This is a genomic window from Achromobacter sp., from assembly GCF_032113835.1.
In the GTDB taxonomy this organism is placed as follows: Bacteria; Pseudomonadota; Gammaproteobacteria; order Burkholderiales; family Burkholderiaceae_B; genus Achromobacter.
Map to the genome: position 1 here is coordinate 1 of NZ_DAMCTG010000029.1, position 26560 is coordinate 26560.

A 26560-nucleotide genomic window follows, 5' to 3' on the forward strand; every position below is an offset into this window, starting at 1 on the left:
CGCTGATCTTCAGCACGCTGTACCTTGGCTTCGGGCTGGCGGGCCGCATGGCGGCCGAGCACCGCGTGCGGGACGCCATGCAGGAACAAGGCATCACCGTGACGCAATTGCGCGCGGTCCCCATGCCGTTCAATACGTTGGTGTGGCGGGTGTTTGCCAAGACGGGCGATGGCGACTACTACGAATCGGTCAGCAGCCTGTTCGACCGCGATCCGCCGGAATGGGTGCGCCTGCCGCTCAATCTGGAGGCCGGAAGCGTGTTGACGGGCGAGCCGCTGCACGAACGGCTGCGCTGGTTCACGGACGATTGGCTTCGGTATGACGTCATCGGAGACGCGCTGGTCGTGTCGGACCTGCGCATGGGCATGGCGGGTCATTACACGTTCCGCTTCAAGATGGCCGAGCGCGCGCCGGACGGCGCTTGGCGCGCGGTCACGCCTTCCGTCTGGCCGACCGACCGCGGCGGCTGGAATGAACTGAAGCTGGTGCTCGGCCGCATCCTGCACGCGCAACCGCCATTGCCGCTGGCCGAGTGGTCTGAGCTGGCGAAGCAGTAGGCAGAAGCGGGTCTGACGGCTCGCACGAACAAGGCTCCCGTGATCCGGGGGCCTTTTTTCTTGCCTGGCCGTATTGACCTGTTTCCGCCGCTTGCATTATTCTTGTTCTCTAATAAGGAACTTCGGTTCCGTTAAATGGAACAAATATGAGTATTCTTGACGGCGTCCAACGCGTGCTGTCGCTGTACGCAGAGGGCGCGGCCGAGCTGAGCTTTACCGAAGTCGCCGCGCGGCTGGCCATGCCCAAGAGCACGGCCTCGCGTCTGCTTAACCAGATGCAGAACTACGGCATGCTCGATCAGGACGCCGCCACGCGCCGCTATCGGCCGGGCGCCCTGCTCGCGCAGGCCGTGCGCGCCGGCATGGCCGCCACGCCGCTGGACGAGGCCTGCCGCGCCGTGCTGGCCCGGCTGTCCGACGACAGCGGGCTCACGGCGTATCTGTCCACCCTGAATCAGCGCGAGACCGTCGTGCTGCAACGGTTGAACGGCTCGCATCCCGTGCAAGTGCTGTCGCCGCCCGGATCGCGGCGCGCGGCGTCCGGCACGGCCATGGGCCGGGCGCTGCTGTCGCGCCTGACCGACACCGAATTCCAGGCCCTGTATGGCGCAGATCCCGCCCAGTCGCTGCCCGTGGAAGGACGCGACTGTCCGGCCACCGTGGGCGACCTGGCGCGCCTGGTGGCACAGACGCGCGCGGACCACTGCGGCGTCGCCATCGACCAGGCCATGCCGGGCATTGGCGCCGTCGCGGCGGCCGTGCGCGACCCGGCCACCGGCGAACTGCGCGGGCTGTGCCTGTCGTTCGTCTCGTTCCAGGCCGATGCCGCGCGCGTGGCGGTGCTGCGCGAGTCCGTGCTGCAACACGTCGGCGCGCTTGGCCGCGAGCTCAACGATCCCTACTGGCTCAACTGACCTTCCGAATGCCTTGCGGCGGCTTCACCGCCGCATCCAGAACCATCATCCATCGGACCTTATTCATGAACCTTCTGCTCCTCAGCAATTCCAGCAGCGACGCCGGCTATCTGGTGCACGCCATGGCCGACATCCGCGAACTGATCGAATCCCTGCCGCAAGGCGCGCCGGCCGTGTTCGTGCCGTTCGCCGGGGTCACGCGCAACTGGGACGACTACACGGCGCTGGTCACGTCGGCATTGGCCGACACGGGCCTGGCCATCCAGGGCCTGCACACCGCAGCGGATCCGGTCGCCGCGCTGGAAGGCGCGTCGGTCATCATCGTCGGCGGCGGCAACACGTTCAACCTGCTGGGGCAACTGCGCCGCCAGGGTCTGCTCGAAGTCGTGGCGCGCCGCGTGCGCGAAGGCGCCGCCTATCTGGGCTGGAGCGCGGGTTCCAACCTGACGTGCCCCACCATCTGCACGACGAACGACATGCCCATCACGGACCCGCAAGGCTTCGACGCACTGGGGCTGCTGTCCTTCCAGATCAATCCGCATTACACGAATGCCCATCCTCCCGGCCACCGCGGCGAAACGCGCGCCCAGCGCCTCGCCGAGTTCTGCACGCTGAATCCGGCCATGCCGGTGCTGGGCCTGCCCGAAGGCGCAGGCCTGCGCGTGCGCGGCCACAAGATCGCGCTGGTCGGCCCGCACGACGCGCCGCTATTCCTGGGCCGCGAAGAACCACGCATGTTCCGTCCCGGCCCGGTGGAGATCCCGGCATGAAGCAGGTGATCGACGTCATCGAATTGCTGTCGTCCGCGCACGTCACGGGTGAATCCGTGGCGCAGGTGTTGCGCGACGCCGGCAATTGCGAAGTTGAGGTCACGCATCTTGCGCGCGACGGCCTGGCCACCGACTTCCTGTCCATCGTCATTCCGGGCTTGGATGATTCGGCTCCGCAACTGGGCATCGTCGGCCGGTTGGGCGGCATCGGCGCGCGCCCCGCGGTGACGGGCCTGGTGTCCGACAGCGACGGTGCGGTCGTGGCGATCGCCGCGGCGCTCAAGCTGATGGCGATGGCGAAGCAGGGCGACGTGCTGCCCGGCACGGTCCGCATCCGCACCCACATCTGCCCGCGCGCCGGCACGCGCCCGCATCATCCGGTGCCGATGATGCGCTCGCCGTTCCCCATGCGCGAGATGATGTCGCACGAAGTGGATCCGCGCATGGACGCGATCCTGTCTGTGGACACAACGCGTGGCAACCGCCTGGTCAACAAGCGCGGCGTGGCGCTTACGCCCGTCGCCAAGCAGGGTTATCTGCTGCGCATCCCCGAGACCATGCTCGACGTCATGGGCTGGGTCAGCGGCGAACTGCCGGTGACGCTGCCGCTGACCACGCAGGACATCACGCCCTACGAAAACGGCCTGTGGCACGTGAACTCCCTGATGCAGCCGGCCATCGTCACGGACGCGCCGGTCGTCGGCGTGGCCTTGACGGCGCAGACCACCGTGCCGGGCTGCGCCACGGGCGTCACCAACGCCGTGGATGCCGACGTCGCCATGCGCTTCTGCATCGAGATCGCCAAGCTCTACGGGCAGCGCGCCATGACCTTCTTCGACGACGCCGAGTGGCGCGCGCTGCAGGCCCGCTACGGGTCGATGGCGCACCTGCAGACCGTCGGCCGAGAAGACGGAGCCGCGCAATGAGCGCCTGCACACCGCGCCGCGTCGCGTTTTTCACCATCGGTCAATCGCCGCGCAGCGACGTGGTGCCGGAAATGGCGCCGGTGCTCGGCGCCCACGTGCGCATCGACGAGTTCGGCGCGCTCGACGGCCTGGATGCCGCCGCACTGGCCGCACTGGCGCCGCGCCCAAGCCAGTACCGCTTTGCGACGCGCATGCGCGACGGTTCCCAGATCGAACTGGATGCCGCCGCTGCCGAGGCGCGTTTGGCCGACGTGATGCGCCAGGCGGACGGGCAGGGCTACGACGTCCTGGTCCCGCTGTGCACCGGCACGGCCATCGCGCCCATGCGCACCCTTGTGGTGGAACCGCAGCAGGTCGTGGATCACCTCGTCGCGGGCCTGGCGCAACATTGCCGCAAGGTCGGGCTGGTGGTGCCGCTGGAAGCGCAGGTCGATGCCTTTCACATGGTCGTCCCGCTGGAATGCGAAACGCAGGTCGTGCACGCCTCGCCCTATGAGGCCGACGCGCAGCAGGCCGCCCGCAACTTCGAAGCTGCCGGCCGCGAACTGGCGTCCTGCGACCTGATCGTCATGCACTGCATGGGCTACGCGCAGCACATGCGCCAGATCGTGGCGCAGGCGTCGGGGCGCCCCGTGCTGCTGTCCAACCGCCTGGTGGCGCAAGCCCTGGCACAAATACTGGAATAACGCCGCCGGACGCAATCCCGAAGTTCCGGCCGCACAGGTTCGCGCGGCCGGTCCGGGCGAGCGGCGAGAGGAGACGAAGCCGACTTCGTCAATCAATCGTTGGGAGTTTTTTATGATCAGCCGTACCCTGTACCGCGCCGCTGGCGCACTATTCGCCGTCGCCGCGCTGTCGGCCACTTCCGCGCATGCCGCCGACGCCTGGAAGCCCGCCAAACCCGTGCGCCTGCTCGTGGGCTTCGCGCCGGGCGGTTCCGCCGACACGCTGGCCCGCCTGCTGGCCGAGCCGCTGTCTGCACGCCTGGGCCAACCGGTCGTCGTCGAGAACCTGGCCGGCGCCGGCGGCAACATCATGGCGTATCGCCTGAGCCAGGCGCCTGCCGACGGCTACACCATTGGCATCGCCGCGGCCGGTTCCATGGCCATCACCCACGTGCTGAATCCCAAGGGCACGAACTACAAGCCCGCCGACTTCACGCCCATCACGCTGGCCGCGGTGCAGCCCAATGTGGTCATCGTGAACAAGGACGTGCCGGCCAACAACCTGGCCGAACTGAAAGCGTATTTCCAGAACACGCCGACGGCCACCTACGGCACCGCGGGCGTGGGCATCTCCAATCACCTGATCGCCGAGACCATGCTGTACAAGCTGGGCGTCAAGGTGCCGCACGCCGCCTACCGCGGCGCCGCGCCCGTGATCACCGACCTGCTCGGCGGCCACATCGCCATGACGATGGACAACATCTCGACCGCCGCGCCGTTGGCGTCGCAAGGCAAGGTCAAGGCGATCGCCGTGGCCTCGATCAAGCGCGCCGCGCAATTGCCCAACGTGCCGACGCTGGACGAGCAAGGCCTGAAGGGCTTTGACATGCCGACGTGGCAAGGCGTGTTCGCGCCCGCCGGTGTGCCGGCCGACGTGCTGGCGGCTTACTACGCCGCGCTGCAGGACGTGCTGAAGCAGCCCGCACTGATCGAGAAGATGGCTGGCCTGGGTTCCGAGCCCGTCACCGGCATGGCGCCCGAGAAGTTCAGCGAGTTTCTTGAAAACGACCGCAAGCAGTGGGCGGACATCGTCAAGGCCGCGAACATCAGCCTTGAGCAGTAAGGCGCCGCAGGCGGCTTGAACGCTGCAAAGCAAAACGCCAGACCCGAAAGGGCCTGGCGTTTTTTATTGGCGCGGCTTGGCGGCAACGCACCGCCGCGTCAGGCCGGCATGCGCGCCGCGATCTCGGCGATAAGACGGCGCGCGGCATCCAGCTTGTTGCCGGCGGGCAGCGGGTGCGTGCCTTGCGCGTCGAACAGCACCAGTTCGGTGGTGTCAGCGTCCATGACCTTGTGCGCCAGATTGCCGACCAGCAGCGGAATGCCCTTGCGCGTGCGCTTGGCTTCGGCGTGTTCGGCCAGCTTTTCGGTTTCGGCGGCAAAGCCCACGCACCAGGGACCGTTCTCCAGCTTGGCCACTTCGGCCAGGATGTCCGGATTGGGTTCGAATTCCATCAGCGGCGCGCCGCCGCCTTCGCTGGTTTTTTTGAGCTTCTGCGTGCTGACGTTCTTGACGCGCCAGTCGGCCACGGCGGCCACCGCGATGAATATGTCGGCGTCGCCCACGCTGGCCATGACGGCATCGTGCATCTGGCGCGCGGTGGTGACGGACAGGGCCGTCACGCCACGCGGAATGGGCAGGAACGTGGCGCCGGTGATGAGGGTGACGCGGGCGCCGGCCTCGCGTGCGGCGCGGGCCAGCGCATAGCCCGTCTTGCCGGAAGAGCGGTTGCTCAGCACGCGCACCGGGTCCACGGGTTCGGAGGTGGGACCGGCGGTCAGCAGCACATGACGGCCGGCCAACAGCTTGGGCTGGAAGAAAGCGATCAGGTCGGTCAGGATCTCGTGGGCTTCGAGCATCCGGCCGTCGCCGGTTTCGCCGCAGGCCTGTTCACCGGCCGAGGGGCCCAGCACGGTGACGCCGTCGCCGCGGAGGGTTTCGACGTTTCGCTGCGTGGCCGGGTTGGCCCACATTTCGCGGTTCATGGCGGGCGCCACCAGCAACGGACAGGCGCGGGCCACACACAGCGTGGACAGCAGGTCGTCGGCCATGCCGTGCGCCACCTTGGCCATGAAGTCGGCGCTGGCGGGGGCGATCAGCACGGCGTCCGCGCCGCGCGTCAGGTCGATGTGCGCCATGTTGTTGGGCACGCGCGCGTCCCAGGCGTCCACGAACACGGGGCGGCCCGACAGCGCCTGCATGGTGACCGGCGTGATGAAGTGCGTGGCCGCTTCGGTCATCACCACGTCCACCGTGGCGCCTTGTTCGGTCATGCGCCGCACCAGCTCGGCGATTTTGTAGCAGGCGATGCCCCCGGTCAGACCGAGGACGATGCGTTTGCGGGCGAGATCGAGCATGAGGACGGAGCGGCGGGTTCAGCGCCGCGTAATCGAGGAATTGAGGGGGATTTTATTCTGCATTGCCGCAATGCGCCGTTCGTCATGTATTAGAGGGGGCATCAAACCGGACGAAAGCCGCGGAAAGCGCAACAGGCGAATCGGCGTGACGGAAGCAGAAAGTGCGGCAAAAGAGGGGCAGCAGAAAGGGGGGCGATGCCCCCCAGTCGCATCAGCCTTGCGGCTTGCGGGCACGGAGCAGTTCGTCCAGCACCAGCAGCACGGCGCCGCAGGTGATGCCGACGTCCGCGATGTTGAAGGCGGGGAACTGCCAGTCGTTCCAGTAGAAGAGTAAAAAGTCCACCACATGGCCATACACCACGCGGTCGATGACGTTGCCGATGGCGCCGCCCAGGATGAGCGTGAGCGCCAGGCTGAAACGCGGCTGCCCGTGCGTGCGTCGCAGCATCCATACGATGACCACCGCCGCCACGACACCGAGCCCGGTGAACAGCCAACGTTGCCAGCCTTCTTCGGACGCGAGGAAACTGAACGCGGCGCCGCGGTTGAACACCAGCGTGAAGTCGAAGAAGGGCAGGATGTTGACGCGCTCGCCGTACTGGAATGACGTGTTGAAGTAGATCTTCGTCAACTGGTCCAGCACGATGATCAGCAAGGCCAGCGCCAGCCAGCCGCCCACGCGCGCCGGCGCGGCGCGGGTGGGGGCGGCGTCCGTCACTCCGGGTGCGGAGGGGCGGACCATGTTCAAGCCTTGTCGCGGGCTTCGCCCGAGCCGAACAGGTTGGACACGCAGCGGCCGCAGATCTCGGGATGATCGGCGTCCTGGCCGACGTCAAGGCGCCAATGCCAGCAGCGTTCGCACTTCTTGTGGGCCGACGGCGTGACCTCGATGCGGGTCTCGCCTTCACCCGCGTGCACGGCGGCGCGCGAGACGATCAGGACAAAGCGCAGGTCATCGCCCAGGCTGGCCAGCAATTGCTGGTCTTCGCCGTTGGCGTACAGGTCGACTTCGGCCTGCAGCGACGAACCGATGTCGCCCGCCGTACGCACTTCTTCCAGCTTGCGCTGGACCTCGGCGCGGATGGCGCGCAGGCGCGTCCACTTGGCGGTCAGGGCATCGGCGTCCGCAAACGGCGGCAGCACGTGATAGACCTCGGTGAAGATCGTGGCGCGGGCTGCGTCGGCCTGGTTCTTCAGGGCGGAGCCAACCAGTTCCTTCCAGGCCTCTTCCGCCGTGAACGACAGGATCGGCGCCATCAGCTTGAGCAGCGTCTGCGTGATGTCCAGCAGGGCCGTCTGCGCCGAGCGGCGGGCGCGGCTGTCAGGGGCCGACGTGTAGAGGCGATCTTTCAGGATGTCCAGGTAGAACGCGCCCAGGTCTTCCGAGCAGAACGTCTGCAGGCGCGAGACGGCCGGGTGGAAGTCGTAGCGTTCGTAGTTGGTCTGCACTTCAGACTGCATCTGCGCCGTCATGGCCAGCGCGTAGCGGTCGATCTCGAAGAGTTCGCCGTAAGGCACCGATTGCGACACCGCGTCGAAGTCGGCCAGGTTGGCCAACAGGAAGCGCAGCGTGTTGCGGATGCGGCGGTAGCCTTCCACCACGCGCTTCAGGATCTCGTCCGAGATGGACAGTTCACCCGAGTAGTCGGTGGACGCCACCCACAGGCGCAGGATTTCGGCGCCCAGGGAATCGGATACCTTCTGCGGGGCAATCACGTTGCCGACCGACTTGCTCATCTTGCGGCCCTGGCCGTCCACCACGAAGCCGTGCGTCAGCAGGGCTTTGTAGGGCGGCTGGCCGTACAGCATGCAGCCGGTCAGGAGCGAAGAATGGAACCAGCCGCGATGTTGGTCTGAACCTTCCAGGTACAGGTCGGCGGGCCAGGCGAGTTCGGCGCCATGCGAGCCGGCGAATTCGCCGTCCTTGCCGCCCAGCACCGTCGCGTGCGTGCTGCCCGAATCGAACCACACGTCCAGCGTGTCGCGGTTCTTTTCGTACAGGTCGGCTTCGTCGCCGAGGAGTTCGCGGGGATCGAGCGCCTGCCAGGCCTCGATGCCACCCTTTTCGACGCGCTGCGCCACCTGTTCCAGCAATTCGGACGTGCGCGGATGCAGTTCGCCGGTTTCCTTGTGCACGAAGAACGCCATCGGGACGCCCCACTGGCGCTGGCGCGACAGGGTCCAGTCCGGACGGTTGGCGATCATGGCATGCAGGCGCGCGCGGCCCCAGGCGGGATAGAACGCGGTGGCGTCGATGCCGGCAAGCGCCGATTCGCGCAGCGTCGGGCTGCCGTCCTTGGGGGCGACATCCATGCCTGCGAACCATTGGCTGGTCGCGCGATAGATGATCGGCGTCTTGTGCCGCCAGCAGTGCATGTAGCTGTGCTTGTGCTTTTCGACGTGCATCAGCGCGCCGGCTTCCTTGAGCGCTTCGACGATCTTGGGATTCGCGTCCCAGATCGACAGGCCGCCAAAGAGCGCCAGGCTGTCCACGTACTTGCCGTCGCCCATCACCGGGCTGATGAAGTCGGTGTCCTTCATGCCGTGCTCCTTGCACGACACGAAGTCTTCGATACCGTAGGCCGGCGCCGAGTGCACCACGCCCGTGCCCGAGTCGGCCGTCACGTAGTCGCCCAGGTAGACGGGCGCCTTGCGGTCGTAGGCGGCGTTGAACTGCGCGAGCGGATGGCGGAACTCGATGCCGGACAGGGCCTCGCCGGGCGCCGTGGCGATGACTTCGCCTTCGAGGTCCCAGGACTTCAGGCAGGCCTCGACGCGTTCCTTGGCGATGAGCAGCAGGGGGCCAAATTTGGGCTTGTCAGCGGAAGTGACCCGCACCAGCGCGTATTCGATCTCGGGATGGACGTTCAGCGCCTGGTTGGACGGGATGGTCCAGGGCGTGGTCGTCCAGATGACGATGGCGCCGTCGTCCACCGAATCCAGGCCGAAGGCCTTGGCCAGTTTGGCAGGTTCGGCGAACGGGAAGGCCACGTCCACGGCCGGATCCACGCGATCCGCGTATTCGACCTCAGCCTCGGCCAGCGCCGAGCCACAGTCGAAACACCAGTTCACCGGCTTCAGGCCGCGGAACACGTAACCCTTGTCCAGGATGCGGCCCAGCGCACGGATCTCGTCGGCCTCGTTGCTGTAGTTCATCGTCATGTACGGACGATCCCACTCGCCCAGCACGCCCAGGCGCTTGAAGTCCTTGCGCTGGCGATCGATCTGCTCGAGAGCGTAGGCGCGTGCCTTGGACTGCACTTCCGCCACGGGCAGGTGCTTGCCGTACTTCTTTTCGATCTGGATCTCGATGGGCATGCCGTGGCAGTCCCAGCCCGGCACGTAGTGCGCGTCGTAGCCGGCCATGTTGCGGCTCTTGACGATGATGTCCTTCAGGATCTTGTTGACCGCGTGGCCGATGTGGATGTCGCCGTTCGCATAGGGCGGGCCGTCATGCAGGACGAAGCGGGGCCGGCCGCGGCTGGCCGCACGGATCGCCTGGTAGACGTGGTTTTCCTCCCATTGCGCAATCCAGGCGGGCTCGCGCTTGGCGAGGTCGCCCCGCATGGGGAAGGGGGTATCGGGCAGGTTGAGGGTCTTTTTATAGTCCATGAACGGCAAAATAGGCGCGCGCGTTTCGCGCGTCTTCGGCGATGGCGGCAGTCAGGGAAGGGAGGTCAGGAAATTTTTCTTCGTCCCGCAGCTTTTGCAGGAATTCAACGCGTACGAGTTTACCGTAAGCGTTGACGGACTCGTCGAGCAGGTGTGACTCAAGCAGCACTCTGCCGCGGTCCTCGACCGTCGGGCGCACACCAAGGCTTGCGACCGCCGGCAACGCCCGGTCGGCCAACCCATGAACCTGCACCACGTAGATGCCCGAACGCGCGGCGCATCGTTCGGCCACGCGCAGGTTCATGGTCGGAAAGCCCAGCGTGCGGCCAAGCTTCTGGCCGTGGATGACGTGCCCGCTGATATGGAAGGGGTGGCCCAGCAGATGACGGGCGCGCTCCAGATCGCCCACGGCCAGGGCGGTGCGCACCTCGGAACTGGAAATCCGGTGGCCTTGGCGGTCCGTCACGTCCGCCAGCGTCTGGACTTCAAAGCCATGCACCATGCCGGCTTCGCGCAGCAGGTCGATATCGCCGCTGCGCTTGTGCCCGAAGCGAAAGTCCTCGCCCACGAGCAGCCATTTCGTCTGCAGCCCCTGCACCAGCAGGTGTTCGATGAAGGCGTTGGCCGACATTTCGGCCAGCCGGGCGTTGAACCGCTCGACCACAACTTGCGAGATGCCGTAACGCGCCAACGCGGCCAGCTTGTCGCGCAGTCCCGAAATGCGGGTCGGCGCCAGTTCCGGTCGCTGATTGAGGGTGGCGAAATACTCCCGCGGATGCGGCTCGAAGGTCATCACGGCGGGCGTCAGCCCGCGTTCGCGGGCCACCTGGCAGACGCGGGCAAGCATGGCCTGGTGTCCGCGATGGACGCCGTCGAAATTGCCGATCGTCAACGCGCAAGGGGCGCGCCGGTCGGGCGGGGGCAGGGATCGGTAGATGCGCAGCGATGGTTTCACGAGCGAGAGTTTACAATTTTGGATTACGGGTTTGTTCGTATCCCGCCCGCAGGGTGCACACAGGCGCCTTTACGGGCACGGCGTGCGCAGGGCGCGCGCCTGATTTCGGGACCGGAACCGCCCGTTTTCCCTTGGAATTGTTCATCTTGCCGGAAACTTCTTCTATCAAGCGCCGCCTCGTCATCCTGATCTCGGGGCGGGGCAGCAACATGCAGGCGCTGGCCGAGGCCTGCCGCGACGAACGCTGGCCGGCGGAAATCGCCGCCGTGATCGCCAGCCGTCCCGATGCAGGCGGCCTCGAATGGGCCGCCGCGCAGGGCATCCCCACCGCGGCCCTGTATCACAAGGACTACGCCAGCCGCGAAGCGTTCGATACCGCGCTGGCCGCCGAAATCGATCGCTACGCGCCCGACTACGTCATCCTGGCCGGGTTCATGCGCGTGCTTACGCCCGGCTTCGTCAATCATTACGCTGGCCGTCTGGTCAACATCCACCCGTCGCTGCTGCCCGCATTTCCCGGGCTGCACACCCATGCGCAGGCGCTGGCGACCGGCGTGCGCGTGCATGGCTGCACGGTGCATTTCGTCACCCCGGTGCTGGACCACGGCCCCATCATTGCCCAGGGCTGCGTGCCGGTCCTGGCCGGCGACACGCCGGAACTGCTGGCCGAGCGCGTGCTCGCCGTTGAGCATCAGGCCTTTCCGGCTGCCGTTCGCTGGCTTGCCGAAGGCCGGGTTACCCTGACAAACGATCACCGCGTGGCCGTCCAGGGCGACCCCGTGCGCCTTTTCTCCTGGTCGCCGGCCGCTTGAACGGCCCTGAAAAGCATTTTTCGGGCGGAACACCTCCGCCCCACTGGAATACACCATGACTAAACCCCAATCCCCGCGTTCCCGCCCGGCCGGCTCCTTCGGCGCCGCCTCGGAAGGCCGCGACGGCCGGTCCTTCTTCTCGCGTCCCAAGGGCGACGCCCGCAAACCGGCGCCGCGCGACCGGGCCGAATCCGGCGACCGCGCCCGCGACGAGCGCTCGGGCGATCGCGGCGGCTACGGCCAGGACCGCGGCGAAGGCCGGGGCCGCTCCGACTCCCGCCCGTCGTTTGGCGGCCAGCGTGGCGAAGGCCGCGGCGCCCAGGGACAGGATCGCGGTGAGACCCGCGGCGGCGAACGCGGTTCGTACGGCCAGGACCGCCGTGAAGGGCAGGGTCGCCCGGATTCCCGCTCGTCGTTTGGCGGCCAGCGCGGCGAAGGTCGCGGTTCATATGGACAGGATCGCGGCGGTGCTCGTGGCGGCGAACGCGCTTCGTATGGCCAAGACCGCCGTGAAGGGCAAGGACGCCCGGATTCCCGTTCGTCGTTCGGCGCCCAGCGCGGTGAAGGTCGCGGCTCCTATGGACAGGATCGCGGCGAAAGTCGTGGCGGCGAACGCGGCGCGTACAGCCAAGACCGCCGTGAAGGGCAGGGGCGCCCGGATTCCCGGTCGTCGTTTGGCGGCCAGCGTGGCGAAGGTCGCGGTTCGTATGGGCAGGATCGCGGCGGTGCCCGTGGCGGCGAACGCGCTTCGTATGGCCAAGACCGTCGTGAAGGGCAAGGACGCCCGGATTCCCGCCCGTCGTTTGGCGGCCAACGCGGCGAAGGTCGCGGCTCCTTTGGACAGGATCGCGGCGAAAGCCGAGGCGGCGAACGCAATTCGTACGGCCAGGATCGCAGCGAAGGGCAAGGACGCCCGGACTCCCGCTCGTCGTTCAGCGGCCAGCGCGGCGAATATCGCGGCGAGCGTGATCACGCCCCGCAAAAGCCCCAGTCCAATCGACCCCGCCTGTCGCATGCGGCCATCCGCATCGACCAGGTGCAGCGCGTGCTGGGCGAAATCCTGCAATGGACCTATCCGGCCGACGCCGCGCTGTCGCACTGGCTGCGCCATCACCCGAACCTGGGTGCGCGCGACCGTTCCGAAGTCGCCGAAGCCGTCTATGACGTGCTACGCCACCTGCGCCGCTACCGCCAGTACGGTGAAAGCGGTGTCGGACCCGCCTCGCGCCGTCTCGCCATTCTGGGCCTGAATGCGACCCTGGGCGCCGAGTTCCTGCAGGAAGGCATGGATGCGGCCGAAGCCGAGTGGCTGCAGCGCGTGACGCGTATCGACGTCGCGACTTTGCCCCGCGCCGTGCGCGGCAGCATCCCCGATTGGCTGGACGAGCGCCTCAGCGCCATGGAAAGCCCGGAAACGCTGGTCGAGGCCCTGAACCGCCAGGCCAGCCTGGACCTGCGCGTGAACCCGCTCAAGGCCGAGCGCGATGCCATGCTGACGGAATTGCAACAAGGCGCGGGACGGTATGCGCCCACGGCAATGCCTTTTTCGCCTTGGGGCATCCGCATGGAAGGCCGGCCCGCCATCAACCGGTGGCCCCAATTCGAAAACGGCAGCATCGAGGTGCAGGACGAAGGCAGCCAGCTGCTCGCGCTGCTGGTCGCGCCGCGCCGCGGCGAAATGATCATCGATTTCTGCGCCGGCGCGGGCGGCAAGACGCTGCTTCTGGGCGCGCTGATGCGTTCGACTGGCCGGTTGTACGCCTTTGACGTCTCGGCGGCTCGCCTGGCGCGCGCCAAGCCGCGCTTTGCGCGCAGCGGCCTGTCGAACGTGGTGCCGGTGGTGATCGACAACGAAAACGACGCCCGCGTGAAGCGCCTGGCCGGCAAGGCCCAGCGCGTGCTCGTCGACGCGCCTTGCAGCGGCATCGGCACCCTGCGCCGCAATCCGGACCTGAAGTGGCGCCAGCACCCCGAGGCGCTGGCGGAACTGGGCCAGCTCCAGGAACGCATCCTGAACAGCGCCGCGCGCTGCGTCGCGCCCGGCGGCCGCCTGGTCTACGCCACGTGCAGCCTGCTGGCCGAAGAAAACGAAGTCCAGGCTGACCGTTTCCTGGCCAGCCATCCGGACTTTGAACGTGTGGACGCCGCCGAAATCCTGGGCGCCCGCTGCGAGACCCTGAAGCTGGAAGGCCCGTACGTGCAACTGCGTCCCGACCTGCACGGCACCGACGGCTTCTTTGCCGCCGTGTTCGAACGCAAGAAGAAGGGCGCCGGCACGGATGCCGCGGAGGCTGCCGAGGCCGATCTGGCGGACGAGGACGACCGGCTCGACGCGGCCGATGGCGCAGAGGCCGAATCTCAAGCCGACGCTCAGACCGTCACGGCTCAGGAAACCGCCGTCGAGGAAGCCGAAGTGAAAACGCCTGACGTCAAGGAAACCGAGGTCAAGGAGCCGGTGTAACCCCCACCGTCGCGCTATAGCGGCGGGTTCCGATCGTCTTGTTCTGGTACTTCACTTCCCAGGACAAGGTGTCGGAACCGGGCTGGTCGGCCTGGTAGACCACCTGCGCCACGGGCACCGATTTGTACGCGCAGCGTCCGGAATTATTGGACTGCCCGCGAGTCTGCTGAATGCTGGCCTTGCCCAGCGTCGGCATCTGGGTGATCGACACGCGCGGCGCCCGCAGCGCCAGGCAATCAGAGCCGCGGATCTCATAGTAGGAAGCCAGGACGGCGACGTCCCCAGACTTCAGCGTTTGCGCTGAGACCGGGGCCGTCAGAGCCACGCCCAGCGCGGCCAGGACGGTAAAAAAACGGTGACGCATTGTTTTGGGCGACATTCGTGGGAGAAAAGAGACAGTTGGCGGGCGGAACGGCGTGCAGTGTGCCCCGGTATCGTGGCGCCTTCAAGACTGCGGGTTTGCCTGACTGGAACTTTAAACGCCATATGGTGCCAAAACCCGGTGCGACTGCGAAATTTACGCTGTCCCCCGGGGGCTCCAGCCACTGCGGCAGCACGAGTGAAGGTTCTGCGCGCGCCCAAAGCGCGCGCAGCGCGGCTTTTTTTGCTCAAAACCGCGCCTTAGTCCTTGATTTCTCTCAATAACTATTTTGAAACTAGATTGTCATCAGACGGCTAAGGTACGCTAAACTTTCAGCCACCTTCTCATGCGAGGCTCATAACAGCTTTATGGATTACATCCTCTCCTTCATTGCCGGCGGCCTGACCCAAGCGACTTGGTGGCAGATCGTCGTTTTCACTTTGGTCGTGACGCACATCACGATTGTTGCGGTCACGGTTTTTCTCCATCGCAGCCAAGCGCACCGCGGTCTGGATCTGCATCCGGCTGTCATGCACTTCTTCCGCTTCTGGCTCTGGATGACGACCGGTATGGTCACCAAGGAATGGGTGGCTATTCACCGCAAGCATCACGCCAAATGCGAAAAGGAAGGTGACCCGCACTCGCCCATGCTGTTCGGCATCTGGAAGGTTCTGTTCCGCGGCGCCGAGCTGTACCGCGAAGAATCGAACAACAAGGAAACCATGGCCAAGTTCGGCCACGGTACGCCTGACGACTGGCTCGAGCGCAACGTCTACAGCAAGCACAGCCTGTGGGGCGTGCTGACCATGCTCGCCATCGACGTCGCTCTGTTCGGCGCCGTCGGCGTCACGGTCTGGGCTGTCCAGATGGCCTGGATTCCCTTCTGGGCCGCCGGCGTCGTCAACGGCATCGGCCACTTCTGGGGCTACCGCAACTACAACAGCCCGGACACCAGCACCAACGTGTTCCCGTGGGGCATCGTGATCGGCGGCGAAGAGCTGCACAACAACCACCACGCCCACGGCACGTCGGCCAAGTTTTCGGCCAAGTGGTACGAGTTCGACATCGGCTGGTGCTACATCAACATCCTGAAGTTCTTCGGCCTGGCCAAGATCAAGAAGGTTGCGCCCAAGCTCAAGCTGGACGACTCGCGCACGGGCATCGACCTGCGTACGCTGCAAGGCGTGATCACGCACCGCTACGAAGTCATGGCCCGCTACGCGGACGTGATCAAGAGCGCCGCCCGCGAAGAGCTGGCCAAGCTCAAGGCTTCGCGCCAGGAAGGCAACGCCGAATGCGGCTACACCAAGCTGCATAGCGTGCGCCGCGCCATCCATCGCAACGAAGAAATCCTGCAGCCCGAGCAACTGGCTGCCGTGGACAAGGCCATCGCCCAGAACAAGTCGCTGTCGACGCTGGTGCAGATGCGTCGCGAACTCGGCCGTATCTGGGAAAGCTCCAGCGCCAGCAGCGAACAGCTTCTTCACGACCTGCAGGCCTGGTGCCAGCGCGCCCAGCAAAGCGGCATCGCTGGGCTTGAGCAGTTCGCTCAACATCTGCGCCGCTACGCGGCATGATGCTAGAGAAGCTAAACCCTGAACAACGCGCCGCAGTAACGTTAGAACCGCAGCACGCCCTGGTCCTGGCCGGGGCGGGCAGCGGGAAGACCCGGGTGCTCACCACCCGCATGGCCTGGCTGATTCAAACCGGCCAGGCTTCGCCTTTTGGGCTGCTGGCGGTCACGTTCACCAACAAGGCCGCCCGCGAAATGCTGGCGCGCATGTCGGCGATCCTGCCGATCGATACGCGCGGCCTCTGGATCGGCACGTTCCACGGCCTGTGCAACCGCATGCTGCGCGCGCACCATCGCGACGCCGGTCTGCCCCAGAGCTTTCAGATCCTCGATGTCACGGACCAGCTTGCGGCCATCAAGCGCCTCATGAAGGCCAACGGCGTCGACGACGAAAAGTACCCGCCCCGCGACGTGCAGCGCTTCATCAACGGCGCCAAGGAAGAGGGCCTGCGTCCGCCGGACGTTGAAGCCTACGACGCCCATCGCCGCCGCCTGATCGAGATCTACCAACTCTACGAAGCCCAGTGCCAGCGCGAAGGCGTGGTCGATTTCGCCGAGCTGCTGCTGCGCGCCTACGAATTACTGTCGCGCAACGCGCCCGTGCGCGAACACTATCAGCGCCGTTTCCGTCACATCCTGGTCGACGAGTTCCAGGACACCAACACGCTGCAGTACAAGTGGCTGCGACTCTTGGCCGGTGGCGGCGCCGCCATTTTTGCCGTGGGCGACGACGACCAGTCCATCTACGCGTTCCGCGGCGCCAACGTCGGCAACATGGCCGACTTCGAGCGCGACTACGCGCACGGCACCGTCATCCGCCTGGAGCAGAACTACCGCTCCTACGGCCACATCCTGGATTCGGCCAACGCCCTCATCGGTCACAACTCGGGCCGCCTGGGCAAGAATCTCTGGACCGACCAGGGCGAAGGCGAACCGGTGCGGGTCATCGAACAGCCCTCCGATGGCATGGAAGCGCAGTGGATCGTGGACGAAATCCGTTCGCTCATCCACGAAGGCAGCGACCGCCGGGAAATCGCCGTGCTGTATCGCAGCAACGCGCAGTCGCGCGTCATCGAACACGCCATCTTTTCCGCCGGCATTCCGTACAAGGTTTATGGCGGCCTGCGCTTCTTCGAACGCCAGGAAATCAAACACGCGCTCGCCTACCTGCGCCTGATGGCCAATCCGCACGACGACACCTCGTGGATGCGGGTGGTCAACTTCCCGACGCGCGGCATCGGTGCGCGCACGCTCGAGCAACTGGCTGACGCCGCCCGCCAGCACGACACCAGCCTGTATGGCGCGGTGGCGCTTGTCGGCGGCAAGGGCGGTTCGAATCTGGCGCAGTTTGCGCAACTGATTCATCGCCTGATCGAAGAAACGCGCGAGCTGCCGCTGCCCGAAATGGTCGAGCACATGCTCGAGACCAGCGGCCTGAACGCCCATTACAAGGCCGAACGCGAAGGCGCCGAGCGGCTGGAAAACCTGAACGAACTCATTACGGCCGCCGCGGTGTTCGCGTCCGAGGAAAACTACGACGGCATGCCCGCCGGCGTGGTGCCCGACCACGACACGTCTTCCACGCTCATGCCGGGTGTGGTGGATGCGCCGGCGGTAGCGGGCGACAACCTGACGCCGCTTGCCGCTTTCCTGTCGCATGCGGCGCTCGAAGCCGGCGACAACCAGGCCCAGCAAGGCCAGGATGCCGTCCAGCTCATGACGGTGCATGCCGCCAAGGGCCTGGAGTTCGACGCCGTCTTCATCACCGGCCTGGAGGAAGGACTGTTCCCACACGAGAACAGCATCCTTGAACCCGCCGGCCTGGAAGAAGAACGCCGCCTGATGTATGTGGCGATTACCCGCGCGCGGCAGCGCCTGTACATCAGCCTGGCGCAAAGCCGGATGCTGCATGGCCAGACGCGCTATGCGATGCGCTCGCGCTTCCTGGACGAAATCCCCGAGCAGCACCTGAAGTGGCTGACGCCCAAAGCCGGGCTGGCGCCGATCAGCGCCACGGGCGCGGGCTGGGGCGGCGGCAACCGGGGCGATGCCTTCGGCCGCAAGCCGACCAACACCATTGCGCCGCGTCAACCCCGTGGCGTCGCAACCGGCGTCACGGTGGGCGACAAGCAGTATCGTGTGGGACAGGGCGTCCGTCACGCGCGTTTCGGCGACGGCACCATCATCGGTCTGAGCGGCGCGGGTCAGGACGCACAGGCGGAAATCCACTTCCGCGACGTAGGCGCCAAGACGTTGGCGCTGGGCATCGCCAAGCTCGACATTGTTCAGGGTTGACTACATATGGCCACCAACGATTCCCCCAAAGCCGAGCTGGCGGCCCTGCGCGCCGAAGTCGACGAGATCGATCAGCAGATCATGCTGCTTCTGGGCGTGCGATTCCGTTGCACCGACATGATCGGCGAACTGAAGACCAACCACGGCATGGACCTGGTCGATCCCAAGCGCGAGGCCCAGCAGGTCGAGCGCATCCGCCGCCTGGCCCTCGAAGCGGGCGTGCCGCCCGATCTGGGTGAAACCATCCTGCGCGAAGTGATCGACACGGTGATCGACAACCATACCCGCCTGCGCGAGCGTCCGTACTCCTGACCGCGGGTTCGCACCCCTGGCTTGCCAGGCAAGCGCGCGGACATGAGCAAGCCCAAAAAAATCGGCCCCAGAATTGGGGCCGATTTCATTTGAATCAGGCTTCGCTCTGGTCTATCTCTTCCAGCGAACCCTGCAGCTCGAGCCACTGCTCTTCCAATTCGCCCATCCGTTTGCCGTGTTCGCCGTGTTCCGCCATGACTTTTTGGCGTTCGGCGCGACGCGCGTCGGAATACAGGTCCGGATCGGCGATCACCGCGTCCAGAGCTGCCAGTTTGACCCGCAGCTTTTCCATCTCGGATTCGACCTTGGCCAGCTTGGACTCTAGCGGCTTGCGCAGCGCCGACAGGCGTTGCCGCTGCTCGGCCTCGGCGCGGCGCTGCGCCTTGCGATCGACGACAGGCTCGCCGCCGTTCTCGGCGTTTTCGCGCGCCTCGGCCCGTTCGTCCGCGTTGCGGGCGGCCAGCCAGTCACGGTAGTCCTCCAGATCGCCATCGAACTCGCGCACCGCACCGTCCGCCACGATCCAGAAGCTGTCCACCGTGGTCCGCAGCAGATGACGGTCGTGGGACACCAGCAGCATGCTGCCGCCGAAGTCCGCCAGCGCGGTGGCCAGGGCCTCGCGCGTTTCCACGTCCAAGTGGTTGCTGGGTTCGTCCAGCAGCAGCAGGTTGGGTTTTTGCCAGACGATGAGCGACAGCGCCAGCCGCGCCTTTTCGCCGCCCGACATCGGGCCGACCTTGCTGGTCACCGTATCGCCCGAAAACCCGAACCCGCCCAGGTAATTGCGCAGCTCCTGCTCACGCGCCTCGGGCGCCAGGCGTGCCAGGTGCGCGATCGGCGTGCTGTCCACGTCCAGCATGTCCAGCTGGTGCTGGTGGAAGTACCCGATGGCCAGACCGCGCGAAGCGCGGCGTTCGCCCGCCTGCACGGGGATCTCTTCGGCCAGGGTCTTGATCAGCGTGCTTTTGCCGGCCCCGTTGGCGCCCAATACGCCCACGCGGCTGCCGGCGCGAACCATCAGCGTCACGTCGCGCAGGATGGGCACGGCATTGCCCTCGGCGTCCGTGTAGCCCGCCGACAGGTGTTCCAGCGTCATCAGCGGATCGGGCACCTGTTCGGGCGACGGAATGCGGATGTCGATGCCCGCTTCGGCCTGCAGCGGCGCCAGCACCTGCATGCGCGCCAGCGCCTTAACGCGGCTCTGCGCCTGCTTGGCCTTGGAGGCCTTGGCCTTGAAGCGGTCGATGAAGCCTTGCAGCCGGGCCGTCTCGCGCGTCTGCCGCTCGTAGGCGATGTTGGACTGGCGCAGGCGCTCGGCGCGCTGCGTCAGGAAGTCGCCGTAGCCGCCGCGGTAGCGCGTCAGCTTGGCATGATCGAAATGCAGAATGGAGCGTGCGACCGCATCCAGGAATTCGGTGTCATGGGAGATCAGCATGACGGTGCCTTCGTAGGCGCCGAGCCACTTCTCCAGCCACAGCATGGCGTCGAGGTCCAAGTGGTTGGTGGGCTCGTCCAGCAGCAGCAGTTCGGACGGGGCCATCAGCGCACGGGCCAGCGCCAGGCGCATGCGCCAGCCGCCGGAAAAGCTCTCGACGGGCTGCGTCCATTCGGCGGGCTTGAAGCCCAGGCCGGCCAGCAGCTGCTCGGCGCGCGAGGCGGCGCTCCAGGCGCCGGCCTCCACCAGCGCAGCTTCCACTTCCGCGATCTGCGTGCCGTGGTCGTCGGACAGCGCAGCGCGTTGCGCCTGCAAGGCGCGCAGGTGCGTGTCGCCGTCGATGACGAACTCGCGGGCAGGGCGGTCGTCCGCGTGCAGCTCCTGCTCGACGCTGGCGATGCGCCAGCCGGCGGGCAGCGACAAGGTGCCGGCGTCCAGGTCCAGCGCGCCGGTCAGCAGCGCGAACAGCGAGGACTTGCCCGCGCCGTTCTTACCCACGATACCGACCCGTTCACCCGGGTTTACGACGAATTCGGCGCCGTCCAGCAGCACTTTCGTGCCGCGGCGCAGGGTCAATCCAGAGGCGCGTATCACAGGCTAAGTTGCTCGCGGGTAAGCAGCAGAAGCTGGTCCGAGGCTTCCTCGGTGTCCAGCCAGACAGGCGAAAGCTGCGGGAAGGCGGCCTCGAAGAAATCGCGCTCGTGGCCGATTTCCAGCACCAGTACACCGTTTTCCGTCAGGTAGCGCGGAGCCGCCTCCAGGATGCGGCGCACGAGGTCCATGCCGTCGTCGCCGCCGGCCAGCGCCAATTGCGGTTCGTGCAGGTATTCCTGGGGCAGGGCGCGCATCGAACCGCTGTTCACGTAGGGCGGATTGCAGACGATCACGTCGTATTCACGCGCGGGCAGGTTGTCGAAGAGGTTGCTCGCGTGCAGGTCCAGGCGGTCGGAAAGCCCGTAGTCGCCGACGTTGCGGCGCGCGACTTCCAGCGCGTCGGCGGACACATCCACCGCGTCCACGTGCGCATAGGGAAAGGCCAGCGCCGACAGGATCGCCAGGCAGCCCGAGCCGGTGCACATGTCCAGCACGTTCTCCACGGCCAGCGCATCCTGCACCCAAGGCGACAGCCCCTGGTCCAGCAGCTCGGCGATCGGCGAGCGCGGCACGATGACCCGCTTGTCCACGTAGAACCGATGGCCGCGAAGCCAGGCTTCGTTGGTCAGGTAGGCGGCCGGCACGCGTTCGGTCACGCGGCGGTCCAGCAGGTCGAGCACGCGCTCGCGCTCTTCGCGCACCACCCGCGCATCCAGGAACGGATCCAGCGTGTCCAGCGGCAGGTGCAGCGCGTGCAGGGTCAGGTAGACCGCCTCGTCCCAGGCATTGTCGCTGCCGTGTCCCAGCGACACTTGGGCGCCATTCAGGCGCGACACGCCGTAGCGGATCAGGTCGCGCACGGTTTGCAGTTCTTCGCGGGAGGTTGCGTTCGTATCAGGCATTCAATTCACCGCCCCAGGGGGAAAACGGAAAAACGCCCCCGGGAAGGGGGCTAAAAAGATCGCGCGGCGGGACTGGCATCCCGCCGGCGCGCGCATCATGCGGGCAACAGCAGGTTTTCCAGCGTGCGCCGATAGATGTTTTTAAGCGGTTCCAGCGAGGCGACCTCGATCCGCTCGTTCACCTTGTGGATCGTCGCGTTGCCGGGGCCGAACTCGATGACCTGCGGGCAGATCTTGGCGATGAAGCGGCCGTCCGACGTGCCGCCGGTGGTCGACAGCTCGGCGGTCACGCCGGTCTCGGCGTGGATCGCCTGCACCAGTGCATCGGTGAGCGAACCGCGCGGGGTCAGGAAGGGCTCGCCACCCAGTTCCCACTCCAGGTCGTATTCCAGGCCATGCTTGTCCAGCACGGCATGAACTCGCTGCTTCAGGCTTTCCGGCGTGCTGGCGGTCGAGAAACGGAAGTTGAACAGCGCCACCGCCTCGCCCGGCACCACGTTAGTGGCGCCCGTACCGGAATTCAGGTTCGACACCTGGAACGTAGTGGGCGGGAAGTACTCATTACCCTGGTCCCATTCGATGTTCACGATGTCGGCCAGCGCCGGCGCAAGCTGGTGCACAGGATTGCGCGCCAGATGCGGGTAGGCCACGTGGCCCTGGATGCCCTTGACCGTGAGCTTGCCCGACAACGAACCGCGGCGTCCGTTCTTGCAGGTGTCGCCCAGCACCTCGCCCGACGTGGGCTCGCCGACGATGCAGTAATCCAGCTGCTCGCCGCGCGCTTTCAGGGCGTCGCAGACGATGGCCGTGCCATCGATGGACGGGCCTTCCTCGTCGGACGTGATCAACAGGGCGATCGAGCCGCCATGGTCCGGATGGGCCGCCACGAACTCCTCGGCCGCCACCACGAAGGCGGCGATCGAGCTTTTCATGTCGGCCGCGCCGCGGCCATACAGCCAGCCGTCGCGTTCAGTGGGAACGAAGGGATCGCTGTTCCACTTTTCGCGCGGGCCCGGGGGCACCACGTCGGTGTGGCCGGCAAAGACCGTCAACGGGGCGGCGCTGCCGCGCCGGGCCCACAGATTGGTCACGCCGCCCTGCGCGATGGTCTCGCAAGTAAAGCCAATGCGTTCGAGCCGGGCGGCAAGCGCCGCCTGGCAGTCTTCGTCCGCGGGCGTCACGGAGGGACGCGCGATCAGGTCCTTGACCAGATCCAGTACGGCCGAATTGCTCATCAAGCCCTCAGCAGGTCGTTGATGCTGGTCTTGGCGCGGGTCTGCGCGTCGACACGCTTGACGATCACGGCGCAGGCCAGGCTGTGCGAACCATCAGCCGACGGCAGCGAACCGGGCACCACGACCGAACCCGAGGGCACGCGGCCGTACGTGATCTTGCCGGTGGCGCGGTCATAGATCTTGGTGCTTTGCGACAGGAACACGCCCATGGCCAGCACCGAGTTCTCTTCGACCACCACGCCTTCCACGACTTCGGAGCGCGCGCCGATGAAGCAGTTGTCTTCGATGATGGTGGGGTTGGCCTGCAGGGGCTCGAGCACGCCGCCGATGCCAACGCCACCCGACAGGTGGACGTTCTTGCCGATCTGGGCGCACGAACCGACGGTGGCCCACGTGTCGACCATGGTGCCTTCGTCAACGTAGGCGCCGATGTTCACGTACGAGGGCATCAACACCACGTTGCGGGCGATAAACGAGCCGCGGCGGGCCACGGCCGGCGGCACCACGCGGTAGCCGCCTTGCTTGAAGGCGTTGTCGCCGAATTCCGAAAACTTGAGCGGCACCTTGTCGTAGAACTGCAGCGGCGCCTGGCCCATGATGGCGTTCTCGTTCAGACGGAACGACAGCAGCACGGCCTTTTTGATCCACTGGTGGACGACCCAGTCGTCATTGATCTTCTCGGCCACGCGCAGGCGGCCCAGATCCAGCCCGTCGATGGTGTGCTCAACGGCTTCGCGCACTTCCGCGCTGGCGTCGGTGGGCGACAGGTTGGTCCGGTTTTCCCAGGCTTGTTCAATGGTGGTCTGCAGGTCGAGAGTCATATCGGCTCAGCTTTTAAAGGTTGGTCAAACAGAGGTATGTACAAAATGGGCGATGCGTTCGGCCGCCTGCACGCAGTCGGCCAAAGGCGCCACCAGCGCAATGCGGATGCGGCCCTGGCCAGGATTGAAGCCATGCGCTTCCCGCGCCAGGAAACTGCCCGGCAGCACGGTAACACCGGTGCGGCCATAGAGGTCACGTACGAACGCGGTATCCGAGCCGGGCGTTGCCGCCCACAGATAAAACGAAGCTTGCGGCCGCGACACATCCAGCACTTTTTGCAGGATGGGCACGACCGCATCGAATTTCTCGCGGTACTGGCGCCGGTTTTCCTTCACGTGCGCCTCGTCCGTCCACGCGGCAATGCTGGCCGCGGAAACGATGGGGCTCATCGCACTGCCATGATACGTGCGATACAGCAGAAACCGTGCGATCAGCGCCGCATCGCCCGCGACGAAACCGGACCGCAGGCCCGGCACGTTGGATCGCTTGGACAGGCTGGAAAAAGCCACCAGATTGCGGTAGTCGTCCCGGCCCAGACGCCGCGCCGCCTGCAAACCGCCCAGCGGGGGATCGCCTTCGTCCAGGTAGATTTCGGAATAGCACTCGTCCGACGCGATCACGAAACCATGACGGTCGGACAGCTTGAACAGGGTTTCCCATTCATCCAGCGACATCACGTTGCCGGCGGGGTTGCCCGGCGAACACACGAACACCAGACGCGTCTTCTTCCAGATGTCGTCCGGCACCTGGTTCCAGTCGCTGCCGAAATTGCGTACCGGATCGGCGTTGACGAAGTAGGGCGTCGCGCCCGCCAGCAGCGTGGCGCCTTCGTAGATCTGGTAGAACGGGTTGGGGCAGATCACCACCGAACCGGCCGACGGATCGATCACGGTCTGGGTGAATGCAAACAACGCCTCGCGCGATCCCAGTGCCGGCAGCACCTGCGTGTCGGCGTCAGGCGCCGGAATGCTGTAGCGGCGCGCCAGCCACTCGGAAATCGCCCGGCGCAATGCGGGATCGCCTTTCGTGGACGGGTACACGGACAGCCCGCCCATGCTTTCGCGGATGGCTTGCGCCACGCGTTCGGGCGCGGCGTGCTTGGGCTCGCCGATCGACAGATTGATGGGCGCAATGCCGTCCGGTTGCGAGCTGGCGGAAGCCAGCAAAGCCCGCAGTTTTTCGAACGGGTAGGGGTGTAGGGCATCGAGGCGCGGATTCATGACGCAAGATTTTAACAAGCAAGCTACAATAGCGGGCTTGGCCTATTGCGAAGGTGGCGAAATTGGTAGACGCACCAGGTTTAGGTCCTGACGCCGTAACAGGTGTAGGGGTTCGAGTCCCCTCCTTCGCACCACCAAATTCCCCATGATTTCAATGACTTAGGTTCAATGACTTAGGTTCGACTACTTAAGTTTTGAGCCTGTCATTTCCGGAATGATTGGGCCGGGCATGCCAACTGTCCGGTTTCCCGGATTATTCAGGCCAAACCCGCCAGGCCGATCCGTCCAGACCTTTGCAACCGGTCTTGAAATCCTCAGACGGCATCGGCTCCCATGCGTGTCAGTGCATGCGTTTCAGTGCATACGCGCCAGCGAATCGTGTCTCCCTCGACGCCGTCCAGTCGCTGCGCTTCGCGCCTTGCGTTCACCCGCCGGCCGCTCGACATAGCTGCGAGCCATTACCCTTCCGACCCGTCTGCAAAGAGCACGACATGCTATCGACACTGATATACCGCAGCCGTGCTGTCACCCCGATGAACGCGCAGGATCTGACCGACCTGCTGACGCCCGCCCGCGCACGCAACGCCGCCATGCAGGTCACCGGCATATTGCTCTTTGACGGCGTTCATTTCGTGCAGTTGCTGGAAGGCCCGGACGAAGCGGTCAACCTGATATTCGATGCCATTCGGCGCGACGATGCCCACAAGAACGTCGTGCTGCTCATGCAGGACCAAGGACCTGCCCGTCGGTTTGGCGGGGACGCGATGGCGCTGCTGGATTTGCGAGAGCTTGGCCCGCAGCAGGTTTCCGCGCGCATTCTGGCGAAGATGGAAAAGCCGCCGCGATGGGCGGGCAGTGACGACCGGGTGGTAAAGATCCTTGGCTGGTACGCGGATGCACGCGGCACGGACCCTATCGTCGAGGGCGAGGAGGCGGCCAACTGGCAGTTGGTGGCCATCGATGCCCCTTTGGCGCAGGAAGACCCCGCGGCGCCTGCGCGCCCATATCCTTTTGCGCTGCAACCCATCGTCGATCCGCTGCGGCGCGAGATCACATCATTCGAGTTTCTGATCCGCAGCCAAGCCGGCGGGTCGCCGGAGCAATTTTTCGCCAGCCTCGACCCCGCAGATCGATATCGCGTTGATCTGGAATCCAAAGCCTCGGCATTCGAGCTGGCGCGGCGGTTGGGCCTGACCGACGTGAAGCTGTCGGTCAATCTGCTGCCGATGTCGCTGATCGAAGACCCGTGCGCCGTCGCCCGTCTGGTGGATCAGGTGGCGACGTGCGCGCTGTTGCCGCAGCACGTGATCGTCGAGATCACCGAACAGGAAGCCATCGAGCGGCCGCGCGCCTTCAGGGACGCGATCGAGCGCCTGCGCCGCGCGGGCATCGGCGTCGCAATCGATGATTTTGGCGCGGGTTATGCGGGCCTGTCGATGCTGGCCGAATTTCAGCCGGACAAGCTCAAGATCGACCGCCAACTCATCCAGAACATTCATCAGGACGGACCCCGCCAGGCGATCGTCAGCGGCATTGCCCGCGCGTGCAGCGCCATGGGCATCACGCCCGTCGCCGAAGGCGTGGAGCGGGTCGAGGAATGGTGCTGGCTGCAAGCCGCGGGGATCGAGCGGTTCCAGGGCTATCTGTTCGCCAAGCCGGCGCTCAATGGCGTGCCGGCTGTGCGGTGGCCTGAACGCATCCCGCCGCGCTGAATCCGTCTC

The 26560-nt window shown here is 65.9% G+C and carries 22 protein-coding genes, 1 tRNA gene and 1 pseudogene; 13 read left to right on the forward strand and 11 right to left on the reverse strand.

Annotated features, from left to right (window positions below; all coding sequences use genetic code 11):
• From RT697_RS12505 to RT697_RS12530, 6 genes and pseudogenes are all read left to right on the forward strand, one after another.
• Positions 1–557 (forward strand): annotated as a pseudogene (locus RT697_RS12505) (metal-dependent hydrolase); the annotation flags it as partial.
• 146 nt (positions 558–703) lie between these two features.
• Positions 704–1471 (forward strand): IclR family transcriptional regulator, encoded by a 768-nt coding sequence (locus RT697_RS12510; protein ID WP_313699247.1) that lies wholly within the window; start codon positions 704–706, stop codon positions 1469–1471.
• Positions 1472–1536: 65 nt separating this feature from the next.
• Complete coding sequence (gene pepE / locus RT697_RS12515; protein WP_313699249.1) at positions 1537–2241, forward strand: dipeptidase PepE; 705 nt, start codon at positions 1537–1539, stop codon at positions 2239–2241.
• The gene (locus RT697_RS12520; RefSeq protein ID WP_313699250.1) at positions 2238–3167 is read left to right on the forward strand and encodes a DUF1177 domain-containing protein; all 930 of its coding nucleotides are present in this window, start codon (positions 2238–2240) and stop codon (positions 3165–3167) included. Before pepE ends, RT697_RS12520 begins: the two co-directional genes overlap by 4 nt.
• Positions 3164–3853: an AroM family protein gene (locus RT697_RS12525; RefSeq protein WP_313699252.1), complete on the forward strand. Its 690-nt coding sequence runs from the start codon at positions 3164–3166 to the stop codon at positions 3851–3853. Before RT697_RS12520 ends, RT697_RS12525 begins: the two co-directional genes overlap by 4 nt.
• 112 nt (positions 3854–3965) lie before the next feature.
• Positions 3966–4955, forward strand: a complete 990-nt coding sequence (locus RT697_RS12530) for a tripartite tricarboxylate transporter substrate binding protein (protein ID WP_313699254.1) — start codon at positions 3966–3968, stop codon at positions 4953–4955.
• Positions 4956–5053: 98 nt separating this feature from the next.
• Here the strand turns inward: RT697_RS12530 and coaBC are convergent, their stop codons facing one another.
• The 4 genes from coaBC to RT697_RS12550 all read right to left on the reverse strand — a co-directional run bounded on the left by coaBC (position 5054) and on the right by RT697_RS12550 (position 10817).
• Positions 5054–6250: a bifunctional phosphopantothenoylcysteine decarboxylase/phosphopantothenate--cysteine ligase CoaBC gene (gene coaBC, locus RT697_RS12535; RefSeq protein WP_313699255.1), complete on the reverse strand. Its 1197-nt coding sequence runs from the start codon at positions 6248–6250 to the stop codon at positions 5054–5056.
• A gap of 211 nt (positions 6251–6461) precedes the next feature.
• Positions 6462–6992 (reverse strand): signal peptidase II, encoded by a 531-nt coding sequence (gene lspA / locus RT697_RS12540; RefSeq protein WP_313699257.1) that lies wholly within the window; start codon positions 6990–6992, stop codon positions 6462–6464.
• 2 nt (positions 6993–6994) lie between these two features.
• Positions 6995–9862: an isoleucine--tRNA ligase gene (ileS, locus tag RT697_RS12545; protein WP_313699259.1), complete on the reverse strand. Its 2868-nt coding sequence runs from the start codon at positions 9860–9862 to the stop codon at positions 6995–6997.
• Complete coding sequence (locus tag RT697_RS12550; protein WP_312428520.1) at positions 9852–10817, reverse strand: bifunctional riboflavin kinase/FAD synthetase; 966 nt, start codon at positions 10815–10817, stop codon at positions 9852–9854. The genes ileS and RT697_RS12550 overlap by 11 nt, the downstream gene beginning before the upstream one ends.
• Before the next feature lie 146 nt (positions 10818–10963).
• Between RT697_RS12550 and purN the strand changes: the two genes are divergently transcribed.
• Positions 10964–11629 (forward strand): phosphoribosylglycinamide formyltransferase, encoded by a 666-nt coding sequence (gene purN / locus RT697_RS12555; RefSeq protein ID WP_056566693.1) that lies wholly within the window; start codon positions 10964–10966, stop codon positions 11627–11629.
• A gap of 1045 nt (positions 11630–12674) precedes the next feature.
• Positions 12675–14090: an RsmB/NOP family class I SAM-dependent RNA methyltransferase gene (locus tag RT697_RS12560; RefSeq protein ID WP_409517433.1), complete on the forward strand. Its 1416-nt coding sequence runs from the start codon at positions 12675–12677 to the stop codon at positions 14088–14090.
• On the opposite strand, the gene RT697_RS12565 is transcribed toward RT697_RS12560, so the two are convergent.
• Positions 14074–14454 (reverse strand): hypothetical protein, encoded by a 381-nt coding sequence (locus RT697_RS12565; RefSeq protein ID WP_409517432.1) that lies wholly within the window; start codon positions 14452–14454, stop codon positions 14074–14076. The genes RT697_RS12560 and RT697_RS12565 overlap by 17 nt on opposite strands.
• Before the next feature lie 341 nt (positions 14455–14795).
• Positions 14796–14972, reverse strand: a complete 177-nt coding sequence (locus tag RT697_RS27095; RefSeq protein WP_400524621.1) for a hypothetical protein — start codon at positions 14970–14972, stop codon at positions 14796–14798.
• Between RT697_RS27095 and RT697_RS12570 the strand changes: the two genes are divergently transcribed.
• The 3 genes from RT697_RS12570 to RT697_RS12580 are packed head-to-tail and all read left to right on the forward strand — an operon-like array spanning position 14892 to position 18631.
• The gene (locus tag RT697_RS12570; RefSeq protein ID WP_409517434.1) at positions 14892–16028 is read left to right on the forward strand and encodes a fatty acid desaturase; all 1137 of its coding nucleotides are present in this window, start codon (positions 14892–14894) and stop codon (positions 16026–16028) included. The genes RT697_RS27095 and RT697_RS12570 overlap by 81 nt on opposite strands.
• Entirely contained in the window at positions 16025–18319 is a 2295-nt protein-coding gene (locus RT697_RS12575; RefSeq protein ID WP_313699263.1) for a UvrD-helicase domain-containing protein, read from the forward strand. Before RT697_RS12570 ends, RT697_RS12575 begins: the two co-directional genes overlap by 4 nt.
• A gap of 6 nt (positions 18320–18325) precedes the next feature.
• On the forward strand, positions 18326–18631 hold the full coding sequence (locus tag RT697_RS12580) for a chorismate mutase (protein WP_312428508.1): 306 nt from the start codon (positions 18326–18328) through the stop codon (positions 18629–18631).
• Positions 18632–18725: 94 nt separating this feature from the next.
• Here RT697_RS12580 and RT697_RS12585 read toward each other — a convergent pair whose 3' ends face one another.
• From RT697_RS12585 to dapC, 5 genes are all read right to left on the reverse strand, one after another.
• Entirely contained in the window at positions 18726–20660 is a 1935-nt protein-coding gene (locus tag RT697_RS12585) for an ABC-F family ATP-binding cassette domain-containing protein (protein WP_313699265.1), read from the reverse strand.
• Positions 20657–21562, reverse strand: coding sequence for a 50S ribosomal protein L3 N(5)-glutamine methyltransferase (gene prmB / locus RT697_RS12590; RefSeq protein ID WP_313699267.1), 906 nt, complete (start codon positions 21560–21562; stop codon positions 20657–20659). The genes RT697_RS12585 and prmB overlap by 4 nt, the downstream gene beginning before the upstream one ends.
• Before the next feature lie 95 nt (positions 21563–21657).
• A complete protein-coding gene (gene dapE / locus RT697_RS12595; protein WP_313699269.1) occupies positions 21658–22797 on the reverse strand; it encodes a succinyl-diaminopimelate desuccinylase in 1140 nt (379 codons plus the stop codon).
• Entirely contained in the window at positions 22797–23618 is an 822-nt protein-coding gene (gene dapD, locus RT697_RS12600; protein ID WP_105239439.1) for a 2,3,4,5-tetrahydropyridine-2,6-dicarboxylate N-succinyltransferase, read from the reverse strand. Before dapD ends, dapE begins: the two co-directional genes overlap by 1 nt.
• 24 nt (positions 23619–23642) lie before the next feature.
• A complete protein-coding gene (gene dapC, locus RT697_RS12605) occupies positions 23643–24839 on the reverse strand; it encodes a succinyldiaminopimelate transaminase (RefSeq protein ID WP_313699271.1) in 1197 nt (398 codons plus the stop codon).
• A gap of 47 nt (positions 24840–24886) precedes the next feature.
• On the opposite strand from dapC, the gene RT697_RS12610 reads away from it, so the two are divergent.
• Positions 24887–24973: transfer RNA gene (locus tag RT697_RS12610), tRNA-Leu, on the forward strand.
• Between the two features lie 171 nt (positions 24974–25144).
• Positions 25145–26551 (forward strand): diguanylate phosphodiesterase, encoded by a 1407-nt coding sequence (locus RT697_RS12615; protein WP_313699272.1) that lies wholly within the window; start codon positions 25145–25147, stop codon positions 26549–26551.
• Positions 26552–26560 lie beyond the last annotated feature (9 nt).

Bases quoted from the DNA above. Each gene is read 5' to 3' on its own strand.
- RT697_RS12520 (WP_313699250.1), top strand. From the start codon at position 2,238: ATGAAGCAGGTGATCGACGTCATCGAATTGCTGTCGTCCGCGCACGTC.
- RT697_RS12580 (WP_312428508.1), top strand. From the start codon at position 18,326: ATGGCCACCAACGATTCCCCCAAAGCCGAGCTGGCGGCCCTGCGCGCC.
- RT697_RS12530 (WP_313699254.1), top strand. From the start codon at position 3,966: ATGATCAGCCGTACCCTGTACCGCGCCGCTGGCGCACTATTCGCCGTC.
- RT697_RS12510 (WP_313699247.1), top strand. From the start codon at position 704: ATGAGTATTCTTGACGGCGTCCAACGCGTGCTGTCGCTGTACGCAGAG.
- dapE (WP_313699269.1), bottom strand. From the start codon at position 22,797: ATGAGCAATTCGGCCGTACTGGATCTGGTCAAGGACCTGATCGCGCGT.
- pepE (WP_313699249.1), top strand. From the start codon at position 1,537: ATGAACCTTCTGCTCCTCAGCAATTCCAGCAGCGACGCCGGCTATCTG.
- dapC (WP_313699271.1), bottom strand. From the start codon at position 24,839: ATGAATCCGCGCCTCGATGCCCTACACCCCTACCCGTTCGAAAAACTG.
- coaBC (WP_313699255.1), bottom strand. From the start codon at position 6,250: ATGCTCGATCTCGCCCGCAAACGCATCGTCCTCGGTCTGACCGGGGGC.
- ileS (WP_313699259.1), bottom strand. From the start codon at position 9,862: ATGGACTATAAAAAGACCCTCAACCTGCCCGATACCCCCTTCCCCATG.
- dapD (WP_105239439.1), bottom strand. From the start codon at position 23,618: ATGACTCTCGACCTGCAGACCACCATTGAACAAGCCTGGGAAAACCGG.
- RT697_RS27095 (WP_400524621.1), bottom strand. From the start codon at position 14,972: ATGCAGATCCAGACCGCGGTGCGCTTGGCTGCGATGGAGAAAAACCGT.
- prmB (WP_313699267.1), bottom strand. From the start codon at position 21,562: ATGCCTGATACGAACGCAACCTCCCGCGAAGAACTGCAAACCGTGCGC.
- RT697_RS12575 (WP_313699263.1), top strand. From the start codon at position 16,025: ATGATGCTAGAGAAGCTAAACCCTGAACAACGCGCCGCAGTAACGTTA.
- RT697_RS12525 (WP_313699252.1), top strand. From the start codon at position 3,164: ATGAGCGCCTGCACACCGCGCCGCGTCGCGTTTTTCACCATCGGTCAA.
- lspA (WP_313699257.1), bottom strand. From the start codon at position 6,992: ATGGTCCGCCCCTCCGCACCCGGAGTGACGGACGCCGCCCCCACCCGC.
- RT697_RS12565 (WP_409517432.1), bottom strand. From the start codon at position 14,454: ATGCGTCACCGTTTTTTTACCGTCCTGGCCGCGCTGGGCGTGGCTCTG.